Annotated in this window: 19 protein-coding genes and 1 other RNA gene; 15 read left to right on the top strand and 5 right to left on the bottom strand. The window is 61.1% G+C overall.

Annotated features, from left to right (window positions below; all coding sequences use genetic code 11):
• Positions 1–101 precede the first annotated feature (101 nt).
• From fba to SH292x_RS20105, 4 genes are all read right to left on the bottom strand, one after another.
• Positions 102–1145 carry a class II fructose-bisphosphate aldolase gene (gene fba, locus SH292x_RS20090; protein ID WP_442482812.1) on the bottom strand — a complete coding sequence of 348 codons (1044 nt, stop codon included), beginning with the start codon at positions 1143–1145 and terminating at the stop codon, positions 102–104.
• A 147-nt stretch (positions 1146–1292) separates the two neighbouring features.
• On the bottom strand, positions 1293–2174 hold the full coding sequence (locus SH292x_RS20095) for a hypothetical protein (protein WP_442482813.1): 882 nt from the start codon (positions 2172–2174) through the stop codon (positions 1293–1295).
• A gap of 105 nt (positions 2175–2279) precedes the next feature.
• Positions 2280–2882 (bottom strand): hypothetical protein, encoded by a 603-nt coding sequence (locus SH292x_RS20100; protein WP_442482814.1) that lies wholly within the window; start codon positions 2880–2882, stop codon positions 2280–2282.
• Positions 2883–3544: 662 nt separating this feature from the next.
• Positions 3545–4288 carry a hypothetical protein gene (locus SH292x_RS20105; RefSeq protein WP_442482815.1) on the bottom strand — a complete coding sequence of 248 codons (744 nt, stop codon included), beginning with the start codon at positions 4286–4288 and terminating at the stop codon, positions 3545–3547.
• A 300-nt stretch (positions 4289–4588) separates the two neighbouring features.
• Here SH292x_RS20105 and SH292x_RS20110 point away from each other — a divergent pair, with 300 nt between their 5' ends.
• The 4 genes from SH292x_RS20110 (at position 4589) to SH292x_RS20125 (ending at position 10412) form a co-directional block, all read left to right on the top strand.
• Positions 4589–4876 (top strand): hypothetical protein, encoded by a 288-nt coding sequence (locus tag SH292x_RS20110; protein WP_442482816.1) that lies wholly within the window; start codon positions 4589–4591, stop codon positions 4874–4876.
• 238 nt (positions 4877–5114) lie between these two features.
• Positions 5115–5561 carry a hypothetical protein gene (locus SH292x_RS20115; protein ID WP_442482817.1) on the top strand — a complete coding sequence of 149 codons (447 nt, stop codon included), beginning with the start codon at positions 5115–5117 and terminating at the stop codon, positions 5559–5561.
• Between the two features lie 186 nt (positions 5562–5747).
• The gene (locus SH292x_RS20120) at positions 5748–7286 is read left to right on the top strand and encodes an efflux RND transporter periplasmic adaptor subunit (protein WP_442482818.1); all 1539 of its coding nucleotides are present in this window, start codon (positions 5748–5750) and stop codon (positions 7284–7286) included.
• A gap of 6 nt (positions 7287–7292) precedes the next feature.
• Entirely contained in the window at positions 7293–10412 is a 3120-nt protein-coding gene (locus tag SH292x_RS20125; RefSeq protein WP_442482819.1) for an efflux RND transporter permease subunit, read from the top strand.
• On the opposite strand, the gene SH292x_RS20130 is transcribed toward SH292x_RS20125, so the two are convergent.
• Positions 10409–11254, bottom strand: a complete 846-nt coding sequence (locus SH292x_RS20130; RefSeq protein WP_442482820.1) for a hypothetical protein — start codon at positions 11252–11254, stop codon at positions 10409–10411. The two genes, SH292x_RS20125 and SH292x_RS20130, sit on opposite strands and share 4 nt — an antisense overlap.
• Before the next feature lie 137 nt (positions 11255–11391).
• Here SH292x_RS20130 and SH292x_RS20135 point away from each other — a divergent pair, with 137 nt between their 5' ends.
• The 11 genes from SH292x_RS20135 (at position 11392) to SH292x_RS20185 (ending at position 25789) form a co-directional block, all read left to right on the top strand.
• The gene (locus SH292x_RS20135; RefSeq protein WP_442482821.1) at positions 11392–12294 is read left to right on the top strand and encodes an ATP-grasp domain-containing protein; all 903 of its coding nucleotides are present in this window, start codon (positions 11392–11394) and stop codon (positions 12292–12294) included.
• Positions 12295–12314: 20 nt separating this feature from the next.
• Positions 12315–12755 carry a DUF1569 domain-containing protein gene (locus SH292x_RS20140; protein ID WP_442482822.1) on the top strand — a complete coding sequence of 147 codons (441 nt, stop codon included), beginning with the start codon at positions 12315–12317 and terminating at the stop codon, positions 12753–12755.
• Between the two features lie 541 nt (positions 12756–13296).
• Positions 13297–13602: a hypothetical protein gene (locus SH292x_RS20145; protein WP_442482823.1), complete on the top strand. Its 306-nt coding sequence runs from the start codon at positions 13297–13299 to the stop codon at positions 13600–13602.
• 220 nt (positions 13603–13822) lie between these two features.
• On the top strand, positions 13823–14035 hold the full coding sequence (locus SH292x_RS20150; protein ID WP_442482824.1) for a carbon storage regulator: 213 nt from the start codon (positions 13823–13825) through the stop codon (positions 14033–14035).
• A gap of 444 nt (positions 14036–14479) precedes the next feature.
• Positions 14480–15781 (top strand): DUF1501 domain-containing protein, encoded by a 1302-nt coding sequence (locus tag SH292x_RS20155; RefSeq protein WP_442482825.1) that lies wholly within the window; start codon positions 14480–14482, stop codon positions 15779–15781.
• Between the two features lie 38 nt (positions 15782–15819).
• Entirely contained in the window at positions 15820–18138 is a 2319-nt protein-coding gene (locus SH292x_RS20160; RefSeq protein ID WP_442482826.1) for a pre-peptidase C-terminal domain-containing protein, read from the top strand.
• A gap of 147 nt (positions 18139–18285) precedes the next feature.
• Positions 18286–20661 (top strand): DUF1549 and DUF1553 domain-containing protein, encoded by a 2376-nt coding sequence (locus tag SH292x_RS20165; RefSeq protein ID WP_442482827.1) that lies wholly within the window; start codon positions 18286–18288, stop codon positions 20659–20661.
• A 134-nt stretch (positions 20662–20795) separates the two neighbouring features.
• Entirely contained in the window at positions 20796–23153 is a 2358-nt protein-coding gene (locus SH292x_RS20170; protein WP_442482828.1) for a c-type cytochrome domain-containing protein, read from the top strand.
• Positions 23154–23214: 61 nt separating this feature from the next.
• Positions 23215–23313, top strand: an RNA gene (ffs, locus tag SH292x_RS20175) — signal recognition particle sRNA small type.
• 102 nt (positions 23314–23415) lie between these two features.
• Complete coding sequence (gene dnaX / locus SH292x_RS20180; protein ID WP_442482829.1) at positions 23416–25221, top strand: DNA polymerase III subunit gamma/tau; 1806 nt, start codon at positions 23416–23418, stop codon at positions 25219–25221.
• A 196-nt stretch (positions 25222–25417) separates the two neighbouring features.
• Complete coding sequence (locus SH292x_RS20185; protein ID WP_442482830.1) at positions 25418–25789, top strand: YbaB/EbfC family nucleoid-associated protein; 372 nt, start codon at positions 25418–25420, stop codon at positions 25787–25789.
• The last annotated feature ends 400 nt before the right edge of the window (positions 25790–26189 follow it).

Genomic DNA, 26189 nt, shown 5'->3' on the forward strand with positions numbered 1-26189 from the left:
CACGAGTCGCGATCGAACAAAAACACGCCTCCTCCAAACAGAAACAACCGGCGTCGAGTCGACACCGGCTGTTCTGAGAGTTCAAATTCTAGATCAGCGTTTTAGGCCTTGGTGTAGAAGGCCGAGAACTTGTCGATCGACACGGGTTTGATCTTGTCGGCGTTGCCAGCCTGACCGAAGGCGACCATGCGAGCCACGCAAACTTCCTTCATCGCCTCGCGAGCGGGCTTCAGGTAGTCGCGCGGGTCGAACTTCTCGGGAGTCTCGGCGAACACCTTGCGAATGGCACCGGTGATGGCCATGCGGTTATCGGTGTCGACGTTCACCTTGCGGACGCCGTGCTTGATGCCCTTTTGAATCTCTTCAACCGGCACGCCGAACGTGGCCTTCATCTGTCCGCCGTACTTGTTGATGATGTCCTGCAGTTCCTGCGGAACGCTGCTCGAACCGTGCATCACCAAGTGGCAGTTGGGCAGACGGCGGTGGATCTCTTCGATGCGATCCATGGCCAGCACTTCGCCGGTCGGCTTGGTGGTGAACTTGTACGCTCCGTGGCTGGTGCCAATCGCGACGGCCAGGGCATCGACGCCGGTCTCGGCGACGAAACGCTCGGCTTCTTCGGGGTCGGTCAACAGTTGGTCGTGCGACAGCTTGCCCACGGCACCGTGACCATCCTCGGCTTCGCCTTCGCCGCTCTCGAGCGAACCCAAGCAGCCCAGCTCGCCTTCGACGCTCACGCCTTGCTTGTGAGCCGACTGGACCACTTCCTTGGTGACCTTCACGTTGTAATCGAAGTCGGCGGGCGACTTGCCGTCTTCCTTCAGGCTGCCGTCCATCATCACGCTGGTGAAGCCGTTGTCGATCGCGCTTTGGCACGTCGAGGGGCTGTTGCCGTGATCCTGGTGCATGACGATGGGGATGTTCGGATAGAGCTCCGAGGCCGCGATCATCAGGTGCTTCAGGTAGTTGTCCTGGGCGTAGCTGCGAGCTCCGCGCGATGCCTGCACGATGACGGGGGAGTTGGTTTCTTCCGCGGCGAACATGATCGCCTGGATCTGCTCCATGTTGTTCACATTGAACGCAGCCAAGCCGTAACTGTTCTCAGCGGCATGGTCCAAAAGCAGACGCATGGGTACGAGTGGCATGATAGTGACTCCCTATGGAGGTAAAGTTATGTGGCCTGCAAAATGGGCATTCTACTCCCTCTGGAGAACATCGGGGAGGGTCGGCACAAGGCGTGCTCCCGTCGAGAGACAGGCCCAATAATGGGCTAAAACGCACACTTTGGTGCGTTACTTCCAGGGCCAGCTCGAATCGCTGTGCGTTGCCAGCGCCTGCGATTCGGGAACCTGCGACAGCCGCAGCAACAGGTACTTCTGCTGCTTCGAACCCGCCTCGCTCGTGTGATGAAACAGCGACCCGAGTCGCGTCTCGCACCCCGGCAGGCTCGTCACCACGAGCATCTCGCCCGGTGCGAGTTCGACTTTGGTTCGCAACTCCTCGAACGGCTCGATCTCGCGCTGCAACTTCTGCGTGACGGCACCGGGTCCCAAAGGAACGTATCGCATTTGAGCTTGCCCGTGGTGCAGTTCGGGCATGAGATCAATGCTTGCGCGACCTTCGGGCGTGTGACTGGCTTCGATCGCGTAGATGCCTTGGGCTCCTTCGAACGATCGCCCCACCAGCTTGCCACCTTGTCCTCGCAGTAACGGAAACGATGGGACCACTTCACCCGATTGAAGTTCGAGACGATCCGCGGGGCGGAGTTGCTTGAGTCGCCGTGTGACCTTCGCGGGCTTTGCGGCGAGCGAGCCCGTCGTGTCGGCGGCCGCTGTGGTGACATCGACTCCGTCGGGATTGAGCAAGTGCACGAGCTCCTCGCTCGGAGTTCCTCCCACGATGCCTGCTCGCAAACCATCGTCGGCGAGTGCATTGCGGAGTTCTACCGGCAAGCGATCTTCCTGGACGTTCGCCCACAGCGCTTCGGCGAACTTCGTGTCGTCGAGTTCCGTGCGTGCCCAGTAAATGTCGAGAGTCACCGCGTCGGGCGAGCTCGTCGCGGCCTTGAGCAGCGAATCGCTCGTCACGCTACTCGTATCGCCGATCGACTGACAACCAGCCACGGCTACCAGAGCGAGCGCGCACCAAGTCGATACTGGTACAAGTCGATTCAAGCGGACGAATCCCGACGAGAAGTGTGGAGCGATGAGAGCAAGGCGAAAAGACAAATCGCGCGCAGCTTAGGGATCCACATCCGTCAGGTCAACGCCAAGGCCGCTTCAGCTAGCATTCTTGATCGGCACCAGCTTCGGCGTGGGGTAACGCTCGCCGAACACGGTGCCATATCGCTGGTTGAGACCGCGGAAGTCGTACCGCAAAAACCCGTAGAGCTCTTCGGGAGGTTCGGTGGCAAGCCATTGGCCCGCGAGTCGTGCTGCCGTGCGATCGAAGTCGCGCTGCGAGGGACCATGGACGTAGCAGCGCCCATTATGTCGTCGCAGGTCGCCATCGAACCGCTCGCTGATGTGCCAAAGCTCGTGAACAATCGTGGTAAGCTTCTCGCCCAGCGAATGATTCAGGAACCGAGGCAAGTAGAAGTTCAGCAGGTACAAGTACTCCTCGCCCGAAGGATCGAGGAGCGTTTGGCACGTGTACTGGCGTCCGCGGGCGACGGTAGATCGAGCACCGTTCTCAAACCTCAGCGGCGTGAGCGATGCTTGCAGTCCGTGCGGCACGCCTTTGCGAGCCTGGCAAAAACCGACCGCCACGCGGCGCATGTCGATGTGCCCCAGCAGCGGAACCCGCTCGGTCATGCTCACGCAAATCCCTCGCACGGCTTGCGTGAAGTGCAGTCCTTCAGCAGGCATCTTCGAACGAGGCATGGTAGGTGGGCGGGGCAAGGTGGCGAGGACACGTGAACCAAGCAAGCAGCCACTCCAAACACGCAGCCGCCATCTAGGACTCGTTTATCGCCAAATCGCGAGCCGCCTGCCAGAGCAGTCCCCTGCTAGCAAATAACGCGGCAAACTAGGCAAGTTGGGTCTCGAGTGATGTCGCACCGAGCGATTATTTCATTGGGTGCGACTTTACTCCAATTCCAACCGGCGAGGCATTCGACGTAAGTCGATGTCGACCAACAGGTTGCGAAGCATGCCTCGCCGAGCCTCCAAGGAGTAAAGTCGCAGGGGTAACCCGCAGGTGCGACATTACTCGATTTGGGACCTCCACCCAGATGTCATTCTGACGGGCGTGGAACAGTTTTTCAGTTGTCAAAGAGCAAGAACCACTCAACGAGTGGAACGTGTTCATGAGAACACACTCGACGCGCGCTTTCTAGTCACTTTTTGGAAGAAAGTGGAAATAGTTGAAGGGGGTAAATGCGAGACAAACGTTCTTTTCCGCGCAACGAATGCCAGGGCGATGGGCCGCGGCGATATCATCTTCAGCGGGCGCGAAATACCGGTTGGTTACGTATTCTCATAAGCGGAAGAACCGTGAAAACGCAGAAGACTTTCCGCTGCGAATAGCTTGAACCGCCGGTTGGCTAGTATGCCTCGGCACGTTCGCGTCGCAACCAGTAGAAAGCGCCAAGCGACGCCGCCATCAACAGATAGGCTTTAGGCTCCGGAATAGTGTAGAGCCCAAATGACTCGAACGGCACCGACCACCCACTAGCGCTCTGAAATGGGTTCGTTCGATCTATATAGATAGTAGGCCTGAATGTGGTATCGATGTTGCCTGCAATCAATTCCGCGGGCGTGGGTGGGAGAGGGTTGTGATGTGAAAACTGGCCACCGAGCAGTGTGATACGAATGTCCGTTGGCTGTCGAAGTTGGTAACCAGTCTGGGAGGGCGCGCTCGGGCCAAGAAAGAGATGCAAACCACCTTCGATTACCCGAAAGCCATTGGGGGCGGTAGTGATCGAGTGGATAAGGGAGTCGTCCGATCCGCGAACTTCTAGCCAGACGGACGAGAATTCGAACTGACGAACGGCGTCGCCGAGAATAAGGTGGCTCGTTGCTTGTGGGTCGTACTCGAAGTATCCCTTAACCGTCCCTCCCAGCAGTTTAGCGTTGGGTAGGGGGAGTGCGACTTGTCCCTGGTTTTCAATCCAGGCGTACACCTCCGCGGGATTCGATGTGACACGTGCATCAACGTAGACGCGGTTGATGACGTCATTAGGTACTGGTGCTGCGTATACCACAAGAGGATTGCCCCAGACCACCGCTAGGCAAACAACCCATTGCGAGGTGAACCGGGACAGCGAGGTAGCCGAAACGTTCGTCATGGAGCAACTCGTAAATTGGAGGCCGGGATTCGTGACCGCCATATTAACTCGAACTGCGGCGAGCGGGCGTCACAAAACCGCCAAGAAACCAGAACTAGATGGGCTAACCTTGAGGAACCGAGGACAGGGTGCGGACGAAGGTTTGTCCGGATTGGGAGCAATTCCATGGGAAAAAGTGAACGGGGCGCCTCACCGTTGGCCGCTGGATCACGATTCCAGTGGACTGTCTCCAATAACTCCCACCCCCCGAACGAATCTCAATTCATATCATCCTTTATCGACTACCGACTTCCCCCCTAAATGTCTGAGATTCTCACCGACCTATTAAAACCGTTCGTTGAACTGCTGTTCTACGCGGTCTTCTACGTCCTGACGTACTCAGTCGGATGGTTCGTCATCACCGTGCTCACGGCAGGGACGTTGCCGATGGCTTCGATGCTCGATGAAAGTCGTGGCGAGCGATGGTATTCGATGACCTTCGAGCGTCACGGCCGGCGGTATGCTCTGCCGTCGACCGTTGTGCTGGTTGGACTGCTCACCATCGTGTTCTTGGCCATCGAAGCCTACATGCTCTACCACGGTGCGTAGCCCCATTGTTTCCCAATAGCCGACGAGCTACGTCTCGTGGGACAGAACGTTCTAAAGCGCAACGCATCGACAGCGGAGCACAATTCTCCACTCCATCGGGCTCGGAGAGCCCTCCCACAGCCTGCTGTTGGGTGAAGGGGTTTCCGGGTGCCCGCACCGCGTTGAAATTGACACTCCTCGCTTGCCTGCCTAGACTGCTGGCAGACGTTGTCTCTCCCCCCTGCGCAGTGCGAATCGCATGCAACCGCTTCCTCGTTACTTGCTGAAGCCGATGGTGTTGCTCCTGGCTTGGCCGGGGCCGCTGCCGATGGTGCATTCGCACGACGAGTACCGTTCGCGGCCGCAGACCTCGCACCTGCTGGCTGAGCATGTGGCACTGTTTCACAGCGAACGTGCCGACGAGCGCGACGCTTCGACGGAACCGCATTGCCACTGGGTGTTGCGGTGGGTGGCGATGGAGGGGACGTTCTTCGACGCGGCCCAGTACGCTCAAGACGTGCAAACCGCTTCGGCGGCCGACCGGCAGGAACTGTCGCTCGACGCTTCGAGCGTGGCGGTGCTGTGCCACGTGGTCGATACCAGCTCTTTCATGAATCTCGGCGCGGCGGAGTCGTTGCCGGCTCCCTCCCTGCGCGCGCCGCTCGGCTTGCAGATGCATCAGGAACTGTGCCGCTGGGTTTGTTAGCGGCCTCTGGCTTCGAGTGAATTGTCTTGCTGGTTTGCGCTAAACGATCCCTGGATCGCTGCGCGTGCTGGTGAGTTTCCGATCAATCAAGGCGCGGCGAAACCATGTGGGAGGGGTCTGTGACCCCGATCTTCGGCGTCGGAGACGCCTCCCACAAACATCGCGCTGATTCAATGAGGTCGTTCTATGCATCAGGCACTCTCTCGCGCGTGGCATGTCCCTGCGCTCGCGCGTTATTGGAAAACTATAGTTGCTGCGACGTGCGTCGTATTCGCCGTGGCCATCGGAGCGATCTATTGGCAGTCGAATGAATCGCCCAACTCGTCAGAGGAGCGAAGTGCAACGCCTACCACACCCGCTCAGCACGAGCCCGCGCCCACGCCGACTAGCGAATCGCCCGCACCGGCGAGCGTAACGCTGCCTCCGTCGCAGTGGGCGTCGGCGGGTGTCGAGGTCGCGCCGGCGGCGATGATGCCGTTCGCCGAAACGGTGCACCTGACAGGCAAGGTGTCGCTCGACGAGGATCGCATTGCCCACATCTATCCGATGGTCGAAGGGGCGGTCGAGAGCGTGGCCGTGCGGTTGGGTCAGCAAGTGAAGGCCGGCGACGCGATGGTAGTGGTGCATAGCCGCGAGGTGGGACAGGCGAAGCTCGCGCTGTACCAGGCGAGGCTCGTGCTGGAGATGGCTCAGGTGCAGGACGGCATGCAACGCGAGATCGTCGCCAATACCCGCGAATTGCTCGCCGTGCTGCGTGAACGCCAAGCGATCGAAGCCATCGAGTCGCAGTTCCGCAATCGTGGCATGGGGGACTACCGCGAGCGGTTGCTGGCGTCGTACTCCAACTACGTGAAGTCCGCGGCCGACGTCGAACGACTCTCCAGCATTGCCGACTCGGGAGCGATTTCCGGCAAGCAGATGGTCGCCGCGCGGGCCGCGATGAACGCCGACCAAGCGACGTTTCAGTCGCGCATCGAGCAAGTGGATTACGAACTAACCACGGCGCTACTCACTTCGTCGCAAGCCGTGAAACAAGCGGCGACGGAAGTGGCCGTGGCGACGGCGAGTCTTCGCATCCTCGGATGCCGGGAGGAAGAAATTGCACGTATCGACCCGGACATTGAAGGAGAGGCAGTGTCGCACTACTCGATTCGTGCCCCGTTCGATGGCACAGTGATCGCTAAGGACGTGGCGCTCGGCGAGCAGATTCGCCCCGACACGCAGCTTTTTAGCATTGCAAACCTCTCGACGGTTTGGATTACGGCGGACATCTACGAACAGAACGTGCCGCTCCTCGGTTCGCTGGCGGGCAAGAAAGTGAAGGTTCACAACACGGCGTGGCCCGACCGAGTGTTCGAGGCCGAAGTGTTTTTCACAGGCGAGATCATGGACGAATCGACGCGGACCATTTCGCTGCGTGCCGTGGCCGACAACGCCGACCGCCTGCTGAAGCCCGGCATGTTCGTGACCATCGAAATCAACTCCCCGGCAGAGGGCCAGTCGCTGGCGATCCCGACATCAGCACTACAAGAGTACGAGGGCCAGCAGTTTGTGTTTGTCCAAGTGGCGGACGATCAATTCGAACGCCGTGACGTGAAGGCCGGCGTGCGAAACAGCGATGTGGTAGTGATCGACGCGGGACTCACCGCGGGCGAACGCGTGGCAACACGCGGTGGCTTCGTGCTGAAGTCGAAGATGCTCGAAGCCCTGATGGGGGAGGAATAGCCGAGCATGGTAAATCACATCATCGAGTGGTCGCTTAACAATCGATTCATCGTCATGCTGCTGGCGACGGTGGTCTTGGGCGTGGGGTTTTTCGCGGCGACCACCATCCCGCTCGACGCGGTGCCCGACCTGACCAACGTGCAGGTGCAGATTCTCACGAACTCGCCGGCTCTCGGGCCGGTGGAGGTCGAACAATTCATCACGTTCCCGATCGAGAACGCGATGAGCGGCGTGCCGAAGGTCACCGAGATTCGTTCGATTAGCCGCTTTGGCTTGAGCGCGGTGACCGTGGCGTTCGAAGACGGTACCGACATCTACTGGGCCCGGAACCTGATCAACGAGCGACTGCTCAAGGCACGCGAGAGTATTCCCGCCGGCATGGGGACGCCCGAGCTCGGTCCCATCGCGACGGGCATGAGCGAGATCTACCAGTTCGAAGTGCGGAGCGAAGACGGAACGTCGCATTCGCTGCAAGAACTGCGGACGATCCTCGACTGGCAGATCGCGTTTCAGTTGCGCAGCGTACCCGGGGTGATCGAGGTGAACACGTTTGGTGGCGAGCTAAAAACATACGAGGTGCAGGTCGACCCCGAGAAGCTGAAGAACTATGGCATCTCGCTCACCGACGTGTTCGCGGCGATTGAAGAGAACAATGGCAACGCCGGTGGTGGTTATATCACGCACGGTTCGGAGCAGCGGCTGGTTCGCGGCGAGGGGCTCGTCAGCTCGCTCGACGACATTCGAACCATCACCCTCGACAGCCGCGACGGCGCACCGATTCGCATTCAAGACATCGCCGAGGTTCGCTTCGCACCGATGCTGCGTCAGGGAGCGGTCACTCGCGACGGCGATCGCGAAGCGGTGATTGGCATGGTGATGATGATCATGGGGGGCAACTCGCGGCAGGTGGTCGAGGACGTGAAGCATAAGATCGCCGAGATTCAGAAGACATTGCCCGACGGCGTGGTGATTGACACGTTCTACGACCGCACCGAGCTGGTGGAGAAGACCATTCACACGGTGGGCGAGAACATCGGGCTTGGTGTGGTGCTGGTGATCGTGATGCTGATGCTGCTCTTGGGTGATATTCGTGCGGGGCTGATCGTGGCGGCGGCGATACCGCTGTCCGCGATGAGCGCGCTGATCGCCATGCGCTACGCCGGCGTGTCGGCCAACCTGATGAGCCTGGGCGCGGTCGACTTCGGCGTCATCGTCGACGGGGCGGTGGTGATGATCGAGAACTGCGTCCGCCGGGCTTCGAGGTACCAGCGCGACCACGGCGGCGACCACGTGCCGCTGGGCGTGTATCGCGAAGCGGCGAAGGAAGTTGGAAAGCCCATTCTGTTCGCGGGCATCATCGTGGTGATCGTGTTCATCCCGATCCTCAGCCTGCAGGGGATGGAAGGGAAGATGTTCCGCCCAATGGCGTTTGTGTTCATGACGGCGCTGTCGTCGGCCCTGGTGATGTCGGTAACGGTAATGCCGGTGATGGCATCGCTGTTCCTCGCGCGGCAGATCAAGGAGCGAGAGACGTTCCTCGTTCGCTGGATCAAGTGGGCTTACACGCCGATGCTGGCGTTTGCGATGCGCCGGCCGGTGCTGATGATTGGTTCTTCGGTCGTACTGTTTGTCGTGAGCGTGGTGCTGGCCACCGGATTTGGTGTGGAGTTTGTGCCGAAGCTCGACGAGGGGGACCTCGCGATCCAGGCCACACGGCTGCCGAGCGTGTCGCTGGAGACTTCGATTGATATGACGAAGTCGATGGAGCGATGCTTGCTCCAGTTCCCAGAAGTAGAAACAGTGGTCTCGAAAACCGGCCGGCCGGAAATCGCCAACGACCCGATGGGGGTGTACCAGACGGACATCTATATTCGGCTTCGTCCACGATCGGAGTGGCCCGAGGGAATTACGAAAGCGGAACTCGTCGAACGAATGCAGCAGAGGCTCGAAGACGAGGTGCCGGCGAACGCGTACAGCTTCACGCAGCCCATCGAACTCCGCGTGCAAGAACTGGTCGCCGGCGTGCGGTCGGACATTGGATTGAGTCTGTACGGCGACGACCTGGACGAACTTAAACGTAAGGGGGATGAGCTCGCCGCGGTGCTGAGCAAAGTGCCCGGAGCGGCGGACGTGCAGGCGCAGCAAGTCGCGGGGTTGCCGTACTTGCGGATCATCGTCCGACGGGAAAGCCTTGCGCGGTATGGCATCAACGCCCGGGATGTGCTCGACGCGGTGGCGACGGTTGGGGGCGTGCCGGTGGGGCAGGTGTTCGAAGGGCAGCGGCGGTTTCCGCTGCAGGTTCGGCTCGCCCCTGATTGGCGGAGCGATGTCGAGCGGATTTCGGAACTGCGAATCGACGACCGCGAAGGCCGGCAGATTCCCATTTCGCAGCTCGCCGACATCGTGGTGGAAGAGGGCCCCGTGGAAATCAGCCGCGACGCCATCCGCCGACGCACGCTGGTGCAGTGCAACGTCCGCGGCCGCGACTTGGCGGGCTTCGTGGCCGAGGCGCAGCGCGTGGTTGAGAGCGAGGTCGAGCTGCCGGCGGGCTACACGCTCCGTTGGGGTGGGCAGTTCGAGAACTTGCAGCAGGCGAGCGCGCGTTTGGCGATCGCCGTGCCGGTAGCGCTACTGTTGATCTTTGCGATGCTGTACATAACGTTCAACTCGGTGACGCTCGCGCTACTCATCTACTTGAACGTCCCCATCGCGGCGACTGGCGGCATTCTGCTGATGTGGGCGCGCGATATGCCGTTCTCCATTTCAGCGGGCGTGGGATTCATCGCGTTGTTCGGCATCGCGGTGATGAATGGCGTGGTGCTGCTCGAGCACGTCCGCCACCTCCGCCACGCGGGCGACAGCCAGCGTGACGCGGTGGTCAACGGCGCAATGGACCGGCTTCGTCCCGTGATCATGACGGCATCGTGCGGCGCGCTCGGGTTCATTCCGATGGCATTGTCGACGAGCTCGGGAGCCGAGGTGCAACAGCCCCTCGCGACGGTGGTGATCGGCGGGCTGGTGACTTCGACGGCGCTAACGCTGTTGGTGCTGCCGACGATCTATCGTTGGTTCGAACCCAAAGAGGTTGCGCCGGAGCCGATTGATATGCGGGAGTTCGAGCATTAACGCGAGGCATGCTTCGCCAATGGCAAATGCTGATAGAACTCGCCGATGTAGCGGAGGTGGGCCATGTGGGCGTTGGCGTCGCTGCCCGGGGTGCCCCAGTAGTGGAAGTTGCCTTTGCTCGCGCGGCGGTCGAAACGGAGGTCGCCGAGGCCACGTTCGTCCGTGGGTTTGGGTTCGAGCTGTAGGTGGGCGAGCAGTTCGTCGCCGGTCTCGCGGGTGCTTTCGTAGCCGTCGGTTACGACGCACGAGTCGCTGAACAGAAAGGTCTTGTCGCCCTTCGCCGCGGCGTCGGCCCATGTTTTGTAATCGACCATCTGATCGTCCTCGGGCGTACCATCCGCGGCGGTCGAGGCATAGAGCGAGTCGGCGGCCAGGATGCCGGCGATCTGCTCGCGGTAGTCGGGGGACCTGAGGATCTCGCGAACCGCGCCGTAACCCGCGCTGAACGACGATAGACAAATCGAGTCCCAGTGCGAGTCGCGATCGAAGTTGCCTTTCTCCATCAAGGTGGTGAGGGCTTCGTCGAGTATTTCTCCGAACAACTTGGGATCGGAAAATGGCTTGGAATAGACGGCCGACAAGCCGTTGTGGTTGATCGTCAGTATCACGGCGTTGAGCCCAGCGTGCTCGGCGTTCGAACGCACCACCGGCGGATGGCCATGGAAGTGAACCAGGAGATCAACAGCCCCACCGTCGCGAGGAGTGTAGTTTTCGGGGACGAACAGCTTGCAGCCGGCGTGGTCGAGGACGAATTCGCGACCTTTGGCGACGGGCAGCTCGGCACCGATTGCTAGGTTGGTGACAAGCAGGGCGGCGAACAGGGCAAGCAGATGGCGTGTCATGGGGCAGGGCAGGGGGTGAGCGCAGTGGACCTTTGGATTGTTCATTGTGTCTTGCTACCTTCGCTTCGCAACACGCGAAGCCGCAACATTTTGGTAAGATGCTGCTCTTTGATCCGATCCCTGTTGAGACTCCACGCATGCCGTTTGACGTTGCGCTCGTCACCGACCCCCGCTACACCGCTGCCACGGCGGCCGAAGACGATTGGTATTTGGCGAACATCCTTGAAGAAGATCGCCTGCTCCGGGAAGCACTCTCGGGGCTTGGCATCTCGTCGAAGCGCGTGGCGTGGAGCGACCCGGACGTCAATTGGCGTGAGTTCCGCCTTGCCGTGATTCGCACGACGTGGGATTACTTCGATCGCTACGCCGAGTTCACCGCGTGGCTCGAGCGGGTGCGGCACGAAGTGCGGCTGTGCAATCCTTACTCGACACTGCGCTGGAATATGGACAAGCACTACCTCGCCGATCTTGAGGCGCGGGGCGTGCGAATTGTGCGGTCGCGTTTCATCGAGGTGGGGTGCCAAGTTCAGCTCAGCGAGTTGCTTGACGAGACTGGCTGGCACGAAGCGGTGCTCAAACCGTGCGTCTCGGGCGGAGCGCGGCACACGTACCGCGTGTCGCGCGAGAATGCCGCCGAGTTGCAGGCGGTGCTCGATGATCTCACGCGCAATGAGTCCATGCTGCTGCAACCTTTTGAGCCCGCGATCATGACGGTGGGCGAAGACACGTTGATGATGTTCGCGGGGCGTTACACGCACGCCATTCGCAAACGGGCGAAGCCTGGTGACTTTCGTGTGCAGGACGACCATGGCGGGACCGTTGAACCGTACGAGCCCACACCCGCGCAGATTGCACTCGCCGAGGCAGCGATCGCAGCGTGCGACCCGATGCCGACCTATGGCCGAGTGGATATGGTGCTGGATGGCGATGGGCGCGATGCGGTGATGGAGCTAGAACTAGTGGAGCCGGAGCTGTGGCTGCGGTGCTTTCCGCCGGCGGCTGAGGCCTTCGCCGCGGCGATTGGGGCGGTGATGAAATAAGGTCCATGGTGGGGGCACCAATGAAGAACAAGAGTCTCGACGACATCCGCCGCGAGGTCGATCGCATTGCCACGAGTCGGCACACGACGACGGGCAATTGGACGGCGGCGCAGATCTTCTATCATTTGGCGGGAGCGTTCCAAGCATCGCTCGAAGGGCGTCCGCCGAGCTTTCCGAAGTGGGTCCGTTTTATCCTGCGTTCCAATCGTTGGTTGGTCACGCGTGTTCGCTTTCCGCCATTCGTGCCGATCCCGGCGAGTGTCGCTGAGATCATGGCTCCCCCAGCCGACGCCGACCTCGCCGAACAGCACGCCAGGCTCACGAAGTTCATCGACCAGTTCGAACAGCACACGGACCAGTACCCACCCCACCCCGTGCTCGGCCCGCTCACGCGCGACGAATGGATGGGATTTCACTTAAGACACTGCGAGCGGCATTTGTCGTTCGTGCGAGTGGAATGAGCGGGGCGGAGTTACACAATGCCTTGCTCGGTGGAAGCGAGCCAATGATTGACACGGGAGCTCTCCTCTGTTACTGTACGTGCGATTCGTTCTGTGCGCATGTTCGGAAATGGGTTGCGGGTGCTAGCGAAAGAGGGAGTGATTGCGGTTGTTGGTAGGTTACGTCACCACGACCCTGACGCTTACCCGCTCGCTTGCATTTCCGGTGCATCGCTTACGACGCTATCAGCAAATAGCAAAACTACGTGGAGATTTCCGTCGCTAGCCACCTTGCGGTCGAGAGTTTCGCGAAGGCTGGCCGATAGTTGGGGGGCGATGGTTGCTCGCCGGGATTTGTCCGGAGAGTCAACCAGAGCGATATATTTTACCAAGTCAACCAAAGCCCCGCGGCTTACCGGGCCGATACCTTTTATAGCCAGTTACCGGCGGTGGAGAACGGAGGAGCCAATGCAAGAGGCATTCGCTCACCGGGACGCTGTCGGCGATGCCGCTCGCGGCAGGCAAAGGCGGGGCTTTGTAGCCACAAGGATCGAAGCGCAGCATGCGGACTCACAAAGAGCGACTTGAGGATCAAGAGTCAGTCCGAACCCACGTCAACCAGGTGCTTTGCGAACTAGAAGACTTAGAACCGAATCATTTTCCCCTGAGCGAACGAACCCTCGAGCGCGCCGGCGCGGCGTGTGCAGTGATGTTCGTGCTCCATGGCCCGCGGCAGTTGCAGGTCTCCGCGGTGTGGGAACTTGAGCGAGGAGTCATCTGGTTTTACAACGCGGTTGGCCAGCGGTGTGCGAAAACACAATTAGTAGGCGAGGTGGCGGTCGACGCCCTCGTCGCAATTGCCGCTTGAGTTTCCTAGAAAGCATCAAAGCCGCCGAAGCCAGACTCCCGCGAGGAAAACGCCGAAACCGTCACCACCAACCGTGTGCCCCCGGGCCGACCCATCCCTCACGGGTCGCCCCACGAGGCCAATCTGGCGAAATGCCTATTGACCCGCCAATCGCCTTGATGTATACATAATTTCACTATACCTCAACTGGCGTTTCGAAAACACGGAGGTGCCCCCCAACATGTTAGTGCTTTCCCGCAAAGAGTCCCAAAGAATTCGGCTTGGCGACTCGATCGTTGTGACCATTGTCAAAATTGGCGGCGACAAAGTTCGCGTAGGCATTGAGGCCCCGGACGACGTCCTGGTGCTTCGCGATGAACTGGAGGCCTGGGATCTCCCGGCCGGACCAGCAGGTCCCGGCGCAAAGCCGGACGCGCAGATTGCCGCCGCCTAACAAGCCGCCGCTGAACAAGCTCCACCCCCATTCGATTCCCCGCATGTCGAATGGCCTAGGATGCGGTAAGTGGCAGGCGATGGCGCGCGATCTCTCTTCTAAAACCTAAAAGCACGCAGCCGGCTTCGAACCACCGACGAAGCCGGCTGCTCCTTTTTCGGTAGGTTCCCTTTTCCTAAAGTTCTCAGTCATTTCTTTGACTTCTCAGCAGAGCTCCGCTAAGATGCGAGCCAACGTCGGGGGGCGAGACGAGCGACTGTTCCACGCTTCATCACCTCCCTGCCTGCCCCACCCCCTGCTTCCCACCACTGCTTTCCCACCATAATCGCGGCACTTGCCTCTTTCGCGCCGCGTTCTTGTTCTTGCTACTTATTTTACCGCTGATACCCACCGGTACCGCATCGCGTTCAATCAGTGCCATTCCCAGCTTGAAGGAGTGTTGGCATGCTCGACGTCCGTGGTCTCTCTCGCCGTAACTTTTTGGCCGTTGGTTCGCTTGCCGGACTAGGGCTGACGCTCGGCGACTATTTGTTCTTGCAAAACGCGAAAGCGAGCGACGGCCCCGCCGCCGCTGGCCCCAAGGCGAAGAGCGTCATTCACATCTTCCTGCCCGGCGGACTTTCGGGTCAGGAAACGTTCGACCCCAAGCCGAATGCGCCGATCGAATACCGAGGCGAGATGGGAGCCATTGGCACCAAGATCGTTGGCGAGCAGTTCGGCCAGCTCCTGCCGATGACCGCCCAGGTCGCCGACAAGATGACGGTGATCCGCTCGATGACGCACGGCGAGGCGGCCCACGAGCGGGGGGTCCACAACATGCTCACCGGTTATCGCCCCAGCCCCGCGCTGGTCTACCCGAGCATGGGAAGCGTGGTTAGCCACGAGCTAGGCCCACGAAACAACCTGCCGGCCTACATCTCGGTGCCGAATCAATTCGACCCCGCGCAGGGGACGGGGTACCTGAGTTCGTCGTACTCGCCATTCAATCTTGGCGCGGCCCCCGAGCAGAATGGCTTCAAGGTTCGCGACCTCAACATCCCCGGCGGCGTTGACGACGTTCGCTACAACCGCCGGCGTGAACTTTTGAACTTGGTGAACTGCGAGTTCAACGATCGCGTGAAAGCCGACAACGTCGGCGCGATGAATACGTTTTATGAGCGTGCCTTCGACATGGTAAATTCCAAGGAAGCTCGCGAAGCGTTCAACCTCGATGCGGAAGAGGGTGGTGTGCGTGATCGTTACGGTCGCAACGAGGCCGGCGCGCGGATGCTACTCGCGCGGCGGTTGGTCGAAGCGGGTGCGCGATTCGTGACACTTACTTATGGCGGCTGGGATCATCACACGGCGATCACCGGCAACATGCATCGCCTGCTGCCCGCTTTCGATCGGGCTTACGCTACGTTGCTATCGGATCTCGACGAGCGGGGCCTGTTGGACTCGACGCTGGTTTTGGTGTCGAGCGAGTTTGGTCGCACGCCGAAGATCAACGCCGATGGTGGCCGCGACCACTGGCCCAAGGTGTTTAGCGTTGCCCTCGCGGGTGGCGGCGTCCATCGCGGGGCGATTGTCGGTTCGAGCGGCGCGACGGCCACCGAACCCGAAGACTGCCCCATCTCGCCCGAGGACCTGGCGACCACGATTTACCATCAGCTCGGCATCGACGCCGGCAAGGAATTGATGGCCCCCGGTGCTCGGCCGATTGAGATCGTCGACGGTGGCAAAGTCCGCCGCGAGATCGTCGGCTAGCTTCCAACGCAAGGCACCCCTGTCAGGCGAGGTGTTTCGTGCTTCGATTATTCTCCATCTTCGCGCTAGCGATGTTGATTCCCCCGATGTTTGTCGTGGGAGCCGAGCCGCAGCTTAGCGAACTCGTTCCGCAAGGCGCTCAGCGAGGGACCGAGGTCGTCGTATCGCTGCGCGGCCCGCGACTGGGTGACAATCCACTGGAAATCCTCTGGCACGAGCCCGGCATCGAGGTTCGCAAGCTCAAACGAGTGGACGACAATCAAACCTCGGCCAAGCTGTTCGTCCCCGAGACGACCATGCCGGGCCGGTACCCGCTGCGACTGCGAACTGGCTCGGGGATCTCGAACGTTATGACGTTCCACGTCGGCGCACTGCCCGAGATAAACGAAACGGAGCCCAACAGCGACGCCGCGGCACCGCAAGCGATTCCGCTCGGGACCGTGGTGAATGGTGTGGTGAAGAACGAAGACGTTGATTTCTTTCAGTTCGAAGCCGAAGCGGGCGAGCCGATTTCGGTCGAAGTCGATGGCTTGCGACTAGGCCGTACGTTCTTCGACCCCGTGATCACGCTTTACGATGCTGCGGGCGAAGAACTGGCGAAGTGCGACGACTGGGCGCTGGTGCAACAAGACGCGTGCTTCTCGATCGTTGCCCCGGCTGATGGAAAGTACCTGCTCGAGCTTCGCGAGTCGGCCTACCGTGGTAGCGACCAGGCGACGTATCGATTGCATGTCGGAAAGTTCCCACGTCCGTTGGCCGTCTATCCGCCTGGAGGCAGGGCAGGGGAGACCATCAAGATCGAATGGCGTGGCGACGCTGGCGGCGCGGCAACGGAAGAAGTAAAGCTGCCCGACACGCCAACGGATTCTTTTGCGTACGTCCCTTCGAGCGACCGCGGACTCGCGCCATCGCCCCACTACTTGCGTGTGGTGAACATGCCGGTGACCGGCGAAGTGGAGCCGAACAACAACGCGAAGGAAGCAACTTCGGGGGTGGCTCCGGGGGCGTTCTACGGGGTGATCAGTGAGGAAGGCGATCTCGATTGTTTTCGCGTCGCAGCCAAGCAGGGCCAAGTGTTCCACCTGCGACTTCACGCCCGCATCTATGGCTCGCCCGTCGACGCCGTGTTACGAGTGCTCGACGCGAATGGCAAGACACTCACCAGCAACGACGACGATCGCGGCTTCGTGGACAGCTACGTCCGCTTTCAAGCACCGGCCGATGGTGACTTCGTGTTTCGCGTCGAAGATCGACTGAATCGGTGGGGCGATACCTATACCTACTGGCTCGAAGCACTCGCGCCCGATCCGCTGGTGAATATGGAGCTGGAAGAGCAAGAACGCTACGTCGCCAAGCTGCTCGACGTTCCTCAAGGCAACCGCAATGGGGCGATGATCCGTGCGGCTCGCCAAGATACGGGGGGTCCGCTCACGATCGATTGGACGAATCTTCCCCCCGGCGTGTCGGTAGAGATTCCACCGGTGCCGGGCAACTACGATCGCACGCCGGTAATCCTGTCGGCAGCAGCAGACGCGCCGCTGGGGCAATCGCTCGCCACGATGACCTCGCGACGCACCGAGGACAACACGGCGGTTGCGGCGAAGTTTACGCAGCGCAACTGGTTTGTTCGCGGTCGCAATAACGTCGACGTGTGGGGATATTCGGATTCGCGGCCGGTGGTGGCGGTGACGGAAAAGGCCCCCTACACGATTCATATTGAGCAACCCGCGGCCCCGCTGGTGCAACGCGGCGATAAGGGGGTTAAGGTCATCGCCGAACGGGCGGAAGGATTCACGGGGGCGATTCTCGTCCGCATGCTGTACGACCCGCCGGGGGTCTCGAGCAACGCCTCGCTGCGAATCCCGGAGAACGAAAACGAAGTGATCATTCCCGTCACGGCGAACGAAGGAGCCCAAGTCGGAGAGTGGCCCATCGCCATGCGTGGCGAAGCCGATGTGCGAGGCCGACTGGTCACGGTGACCCCGCTCGCCAAGCTGAAAATCGCCGAGCCGTACTTGGCAATGGAACTGCCGCGACCGAACGTCGAGCAGGGTCAATCGGTCGACTTCCCGATCAAGATCGAGCAGCGCACCCCGTTCGAAGGCGAAGCGACGGTCGAGCTCTTGAACTTGCCGCCGGGCATCGCGACCGAGCCGATCAAGATCACCAAAGAGACCCAGGAAATCACGTTCCACTTGAAGGCGGCTGCCGACGCCCGCCCCGGCCAACACCGTGGGCAGTTCTGCCGCGTAACGATCATGGAAAACGGCGAGCCGGTCTATCATTCGGTTGGTTATGGCGAGCTGCGGGTCGACACCCCGTTGCCACCGCCTTCCGAAGCCACGGCAGCGCGATAGGAATTTGATGTTATGCGAAATGAGAACTCTATGAACGCGATAGATTTAAGAATTCGATCGTGGGTTGGTCCGACGACGCGTAGGTCGTCGGCTATTCGCACTTTGTGCATCACGATTGCGACTCTATCAATCGCGACCTCGTCAGCGATGGCCGACGAGGCGAAGTTTGTCGAACTTTCGGTGTATCCCTCGACGGCCACGCTAGAGCACGCGCACGACTACCAATCGGTGGTCGCCGTGGCGAAGCGCGACGATGGAGTGTCGGTCGACGTGACCGACAAAGTCGAGTGGCAGGTCGAATCGGCGACCGGCTCGGCGACGCTCGATGGCTTTGTGCTCCGCCCCGCGGCCAATGGCCAGGGGGTGCTGAAGGCGAAACTGGGTGACCTCGCGGCTCAGTGTGATGTAACGGTCGCCACGATTGAGAGCGTCAAGCCAATCAGCTATCGCCACGACGTGATTCCGGTGCTGGTTCGCGCGGGTTGTAACTCGGGGGCGTGCCACGGTTCGTCGCGGGGTAAGGACGGCTTTCGGTTGTCGCTGTTTGGCTTCGACCCCGCCGGCGACTACGAACGACTCACCCGCGAAATGTCGACTCGCCGCATCAACCGCGCGCTGCCGGACGATAGCCTGCTGCTGGTGAAGGCCGTGGGAAGTGTTCCGCACACTGGCGGCAAGCTCTTTGAGCACGACACGGTGTATTACGACAAACTGCGTGACTGGATCGAAGCGGGTGTGCCGAATGATCTGAGTGGCGCGCCGACCGTCGACCGCGTCGAGTTCTTTCCGCCGCGCGTGGTGCTCGAGGGAACCGGTACGCAGCAGCGTTTCGTGGCGATCGCCCACTACAGCGATGGCTCGACACGCGACGTGACGAACCTCGCCGTCTTTAGTTCGAACAACGACTCGGTGGCAAAGCTTGATCCATCGGCCGTCGCCACCACCGGCATGCGGGGCGAGGCGTTCGTGATGGCCCGTTTCGATACGCACACCGTGGGCAGCCAGGTGATTGTGCTACCCGAAGGTTTGGAATACGAACCCTCCGACACCCCACCGGCAAACTACATCGACGAAATGGTGAACGCCAAGCTAGGCGACCTGCGGATCGAACCAAGCGAGCGGTCGACCGACGCCGAGTTCCTCCGTCGAGTGACGATCGACACGATTGGCATGCTGCCGACGCCGTCTGAAGTCGAACAGTTCGCCGCCGACACGTCGCCCGACAAGCGTGCGAAGAAGATCGACGAGCTGCTCGAGCGGGAGGAGTTTTCGCAAATTTGGGGCATGAAGTGGGCCGAGCTGGTGCTGGTTCGCACCGACGGCAACTTGGTCGACTACAAGGCGATGTTTTTGTACTCGGAATGGCTGAAGGAACAGATGGAAGCTGGCGTGCCTCTCGACCAGATGTTCCGCGAGCTGATTGGTGCCAACGGCAGCGCGTTCGAGCAACCCGCGGTGAACTTCTACTTGGTGGAGCAGGACCCCAACAAGCTATCAGAGAACGTCGCGCAGTCGTTCCTTGGGATTCGTATGCAGTGTACCCAGTGCCACAACCATCCGTTCGACCGCTGGACGATGAACGACTACTACGGCTTCTCGGCGTTCTTCTCGCAGATCGCGCGGAAGCGTGGCAGCGACGAGCGCGAGTGGTTTGTATTCAATCGCGGTAGTGGCGAGTCGACCCATCCGGTGACGGGACAGGCGATGCCGCCGAAGTTCCTGGGGGGCGAACTGCCCGACACGAAGAAGAAGGATCGCCGCGAGGTGGTGGCCGAGTGGGTGACCAGCGAGGAGAATCCGTGGTTCGCCCCCAGCATCGCCAATCGCGTGTGGGCGCACTACATGGGGCGCGGCATCGTCGAGCCGGTGGACGATTTCCGAGTGAGCAACCCCGCGTCGAACCCCGAGTTGCTCGCCGCGATTGGCGACCACTTGATCGAGTACAAGTACGACCTGCGACAGTTGGTACGTGACATTTGCAACTCGAACGCCTACCAACGATCGACCGTCGCCAATCCGTCGAACGAAACCGACACCGCCAACTTCGCCCGCGCCGCGACACGACGCATGCCTGCCGAAACGCTGCTCGACTGTGTTTGCCAAGTCACTCAGTCGCCCGAGAAACTGCCCGGCTTGCCACTCGGTTCGCGAGCGGTGGAAATTGCTGATGGGCGGGCGAGCAATTACTTCCTTAGCACGTTCGGCCGAGCCCAGCGAGATTCGGTTTGTGCATGCGAAGTGCACAGCGAGCCGACGCTCTCGCAGGCGCTCCACCTGCTGAACGGCGGCACGGTTCATGACAAGATTCGTAACGGCAAGCTGGTCGAGCAGTTGCTCGAAGCGGGGAACACGCCCCAGCAGGTTGTCGACGAGATCTACCAGCGGTGCCTAGCTCGCAAACCCACGGACGAAGAACGCGAGCAACTTGCCGCGGTGCTGGGCGAGAATCCCAAGCCTGTGGCCGAACTAGAAGACGTGTTCTGGGCGGTGCTGAATAGTCGCGAGTTCTTGTTTAACCACTAAAGCTAGCTGGCGTGCGTACGTTTACTCGAATGTCTACGTTGATTGGTGACGCAATGCGGAAGTCGGAATGCGAAATGCGGAATGACGCGCTAGGCGGATGGAAGGCGATCGCGGTGGCGATCGGAACTGCTTTCATGGCAGCCACCCCTTCGTTCGCCGAGATGCCGGAGAAGGTGACGTTCGACGATCACGTAGCGCCCATCTTTCGCGAGCATTGCCTCGCGTGTCACGACTCGGGGGGACGTAGTGCCGACTTGTCGCTGGAGACGTTCGCCGACGCGATGACCGGCGGCGCGAGCGGCAAGGTGCTGGAACCGGGCTCTGGTGATGGTTCGCGGCTTTACCAGCTGATGGCGCACATCGACGAGCCGATCATGCCACCGGGGCAAGACAAACTGCCCGACGATCAGCTCGCGCTGGTCAAAGCGTGGATCGATGGCGGGCTTCTGGAGAATGCCGGTTCGAAGGCGATGAAGTCGTCGAAGCCGGCGGTCGCGGCGTTTGTGCCCTCGGCCGACAACCGCCCCGCTGGCGAGCCCGCCATGCCGGGTGGATTCTTCCGCGAGCCGATTGTCCGCGCACCGTATGCCGGTGCCGTGAACAACGTGGCGGCCAGCCCCTGGGCACCGCTCGTTGCGATGACGGGGCAGCGACAAGTGCTGCTCTACCACGCCGACACGCGTGAACTGCTGGCTGTGGTGCCATTCGTGGTGGGCACGCCCGAAGTGGTTCGCTTCAGCCGCAACGGCGATCTGCTGCTGGTGGCCGGAGGACGTGGCGCCGCTGTAGGCGTCGCGCACCTGTGGGACATCAAGACGGGCGAACGCATTTCGGAGCTCGGCGATGAGCTCGACACAGTGCTCGCCGCAGACATCGTAGCCGACCATTCGCTCGTTGCGCTCGGCGGTCCTCGCAAGCGAGTGCAAGTGCTGCGCACGGCGGACGGATCGCTCGCTTACAGCATCACGAAACACACCGACTGGATCACGGCATTAGAGTTCAGTCCCGATGGAAAGTACCTGGCGATCGCCGATCGCTCGGGCAACGGCACTGTTTGGGAAGCAGCTACCGGACGGACCGTGTCGGCACTCACGGGTCACAAAGTGGCGATCACGTCCATGAGCTGGCGAGGCGACTCGCAACTACTCGCCACTTCGAGTGACGATGGTGAAATTCGCACTTGGCAGCCCTCGGGCGCCGCGATCAAGCAGTGGAACGTCGGCTCCGGAATTCTCGACGTGGCGTTCACCAAGGACGGCCGGCTAGTGAGCATCGGTCGCGACCGTGCCGCGAGGCTTTGGAACACGGATGGCCAGGAACAACGCCGGCTCGGCCAAGGCGACGACATCGGGCTCTCCATCGCCACGACCCACGACGACTCGCACGCGGTGTTCAGCGATTGGACCGGCGCCGTGCGAGTGGCGAAGCTGGAAGACGGTGCCGAAGTGGGCCGGCTCGATGGCAATCCGCCGACCATCGCGATGCGCGTGGAGACGGCGAAGGGCGAACTGGCAGCGATCGCGCCGACGATTGCCCCGGCAGAACAATCCCTCGCCGCCGCTATGACGACGCTTGAAAACGCCACGGCCGCCGTGGAGAAGCATAAGGCCGACAAGGCCGCAGCAGCAGACGCCCTGGCGAAGCTCGAGCAATCGCAGCGTGACTTCACCGCGCAGTTCGAAGCTCGCCGCAAAGAACTCGAAGAACTCGACAAGGCCATCGCCACGGTCGCCGGCGAGCAACAGTCAGCCGAGTCGCGGCTTGGCGAACTAAAGCAGCAACTCGCATCGGTGGGGAATCAAGAAGGTGAAGAGGCGGACGACAAAAAAGTCGCCGAGCTGAACGCTCAGATCACCGAGCATGAGTCGGCGCTCGAAGGGATCTTGGCTCGCCGGCAAGAATCGGAATCGAAACGCCCGACTGCTGACAAGGCGCAGCAGGAAACGAAACAGCAAGTCGATGCCCTCACCGGACCAATGAACCAGCACCGCGAGGCGCTCGCCCAACTCGAAGCGGCAGAGAAGAATCTGCCGGACCTTTCCGGCCTCGTCACCGAACGAGATCGCTTGCAGGGCGAGCTCAATACCAAACGCCAGCAGCAGGCCGATGCCGAGGCCCGGATTGCCTCGCTCGAAGCCGAACTCTCCGCGTACGCCGCGGCGCAAGGAGAGTTCGAGTCGCGGCTGGCCAGCGAGTCGCAAGCCACTGAAGCCAAGTCTGCTGAACTCGCCAAGGTCGAAGAGCAGCTAGCGGGCGAGATGGCCAAAGTCGCCGAGGTGTCTAAGGAGCTCGAAGCGCTCGAGGCACAACTGGAAGCTCTGCAAGCGAAACGCCGGGAGCTGTCGAGCGTGGCGGAAACATCGAAGACCGCGGCCGACACGTTGAGCGCCGAGGTGGCGGAACTTGCGAGCAAGAAGGCGAAAATCGAGAAGGCGGTGTCCGACTTCCGAGCTGCCGCGGAGCTGCGCCAGCAATTCGCCGAGGAGAAGTGACGATTGCGGGGGCGATTGACGCTCGGGACCTGGGTGTCATACTTGTTGGTAGCGACGACAAGCGAGAGGCCCCTGCAATGGGGGCCTTGCGAACCTGGTCAGGGTGGAAACGCAGCAGCCATAAGCTTGTGCTTCTTTGTGTGGGGGTCTCTCGTTCGTCGCCGCTTTCTTACACTGGCTCCTCCCGGCCGCCTCCAGCTAACCGCGAGGCGGCCGATCGCGAGGCATACGCACCTTTCCGACGTCACTCGCAGGACCCGTCATGGCCGACACCGACACGCCCACCGAGCGGTCCGAAGGTCATGTCGAGGCCTACCAAGTGGTGGCCCGCCGGTACAGGCCGCAGGCGTTCAGCGAGCTGATTGGCCAGGAGCACGTCGCCAAGGCCCTGACCCAGGCGATCAACAGCAACCGCGTGGGGCACGCCTACTTGTTCACCGGTGCTCGCGGAGTGGGCAAGACCTCGGCAGCCCGCGTGCTCGCCAAGGCGCTGAACTGCGTCCATGGTCCCACGCCCACGCCGTGTAACGAGTGCGATGTCTGTCTCGGTATTATCTCAGGCGACGACGTCGATAACATCGAGATCGACGCCGCGAGCAACACGGGTGTCGACAACATCCGCGATTTGCGACAGAACGCTAGCGTCCGCGCGAGTCGCTGCCGGTACAAGATCTACATCATCGACGAAGTTCACATGCTGTCGAAGAGCGCGTTTAACGCGCTCCTCAAGACGCTGGAAGAACCGCCGGAGCACGTGAAGTTTATCTTCGCGACCACTGAGCCCGAAAAGATCCCGATCACCATCTTGTCGCGGTGCCAGAGGTTCGACTTCGCCGGCATCGAATCGTCGGCCATTGCCAAGCGACTGTCACAGATTGCGAACTCCGAGAACGTCGAGATCGACGACGAAGCGCTCGCCGTGCTTTCAATTCGCGCTGCTGGCTCGATGCGTGACAGCCAGTCGCTGCTTGAGCAACTGCTGGCGTCGGGTGGCAAGAAGATCACGGCGTCTGATGTTTACACGCTCTTAGGTGTCGCACCGGGCGAGCGGATTGGGGGGCTGGTCGAGTCGATCGTCTCCCGTAACGCGGCGGCAGCCATTGCGAGTCTCGACGAAGCCATCGCCGGTGGTGCGGATGTCGGACAACTTGTCGACCAGTTGCTCGGATACTTCCGCGACGTGATGGCGATCGTGGTTGGCTGCGATACTTCGCAGCTTCGTTACGTGCTCCCCAGCCAGTACGAACAAACGCGCGATCTGGGTTCGCGCCTCGGCGTGCATACGGTGCTCGCCATGATTCAAGTGCTCGACCACACGTCCTCGCGGATGCGTGGCAGCTTGCACACACGGACGCTCGCCGAGATGGCGGTGGTGCGACTCGCGCACCTCGACGATCTCGACAACCTGGCCGCCGTTGTCACCGAGCTTCGCACGAATACCCCCGCCCCTGGCGATGCGGGCGTAAAAAAAAACATTAGCCCCCCGCCGGTAGCGGCACCGCCAGTTTCGCTTGCTTCGTCGCTCGCCCCGCCCCCTGCACCTCGTGCGGCGACACCAGCGGCCGTGGACGCACCGTCCAATCTGGGTAATCGCGCTTCGCACCGCGTGGATCCCTCCGCTGCACCAACGCGCGCCGCCCAGGTGACGCTCACCGACGACTCGGTCAAGCAAGCTTGGAAGCAGGTCGTCGCCAACCTAGGCGGAATGCTTGAGCACCAAGCAGAAGTGGCACGAGATGTTCGCCTTGCGAGCGATGGCAGCGTAGTGGTGACCTTCGCGGCGAGCGATCAGTTCTCACGCGACATGTGCGACAGCCCCAACAATCGGCCAACGCTCGAACGAGCGTTAGCCCAACATCTTGGTCGCGGCGTGTCGCTAAAGTTTGCTATCGACCAAAGCGTCGCGGTCGACACGCCCACCACCGCTGCTGCACCATCGCGACCCGTGTCGCAACGTCAGCTGCAGAGCGAAGTGGCCGAGCGCCCGTTCGTTGCGAAAGCCGTTGAATTGTTCGCCGCCGATCCGAACCGACTGAGAGTGGTCCCGCCACGGCAACCGCGAAAGTAGTTGGTTAGTCATGTAGGCCGTATCAAGCTCCGCGCCGCGTGCGGCAAATCACGCCCCGCCTCAGGACAAATTAAGCAACTTCCCGCTATGCTGATCGGCAGAGCAGAAAAACCCGCAACGCTGTAATCGCCGGATCGGCGCTCCGCTTGATCCGGCCTACTGCCATACTTCAGCAAACATCGACACGGAGCCCGATATGCTAAAAGGACTTGGACAACTCGCGAACATCGGCAACCTGATGAAGCAGGCGCAGGAGATGAATGCCAAGATGCAAGGGCTCACCGAACAGCTCAAGGCAAAGCGAGTCACCGGAGCGGCGGGGGGTGGGCTGGTGGAGGTCGACGTGAACGGTCTGGGCGAGGTACTAGCCGTGCGGCTCGACGAAGGACTTGTGGCAAAGGGGGACCGCGAGATGCTCGAAGACTTGCTCCCGAGTGCGTTCAACGCGGCGAAGGCGAAGGCCCAAGAGCTGCACCAGCAAGCGATCGCCGAAATGACGGGCGACCTCAACCTGCCAGGCCTCGGCGACATGCTGGGGGGGATGGGTGGCCAGCCGCCGACGCCGTAAGGCATCCGGTTTCGGCCGGCGCTTCAGCTAGCAAGCGGCGAACCTCACAGCGATGCGTTGCAATTGCCGAAGTAAGCGTACGGTCCACCGATGGCGATCCGCCAGTTGCGGAATATTCCAATTGTCCGGCCGGTGACAATTTTCGTGATCTGTACCCATCGGCTAGCGAAAGTCGCTAGAATGGGAGCAAGCCAAAATGCTGGCCTCTAGCACTTCTCTTGCAACTTCGCGCCGCTGCGCGGAGCAGTGGGGCCGCGTCGCTGCATGGCCCTCACCAAAAATGCTAAGCTTGGCTGTTGTGGCACGCAATGTGCCGCCAATGGTTTGACCCTCGGCACTTCAGGGCGGTATGCTAAGAGCAGCTGGACGAATGGGTGCCAGCGCCTTGTTCAATCAATGC

It is taken from the genome of Aeoliella fuhlenseeensis (assembly GCF_052161615.1).
Lineage (GTDB): Bacteria > Planctomycetota > Planctomycetia > Pirellulales > Lacipirellulaceae > Aeoliella.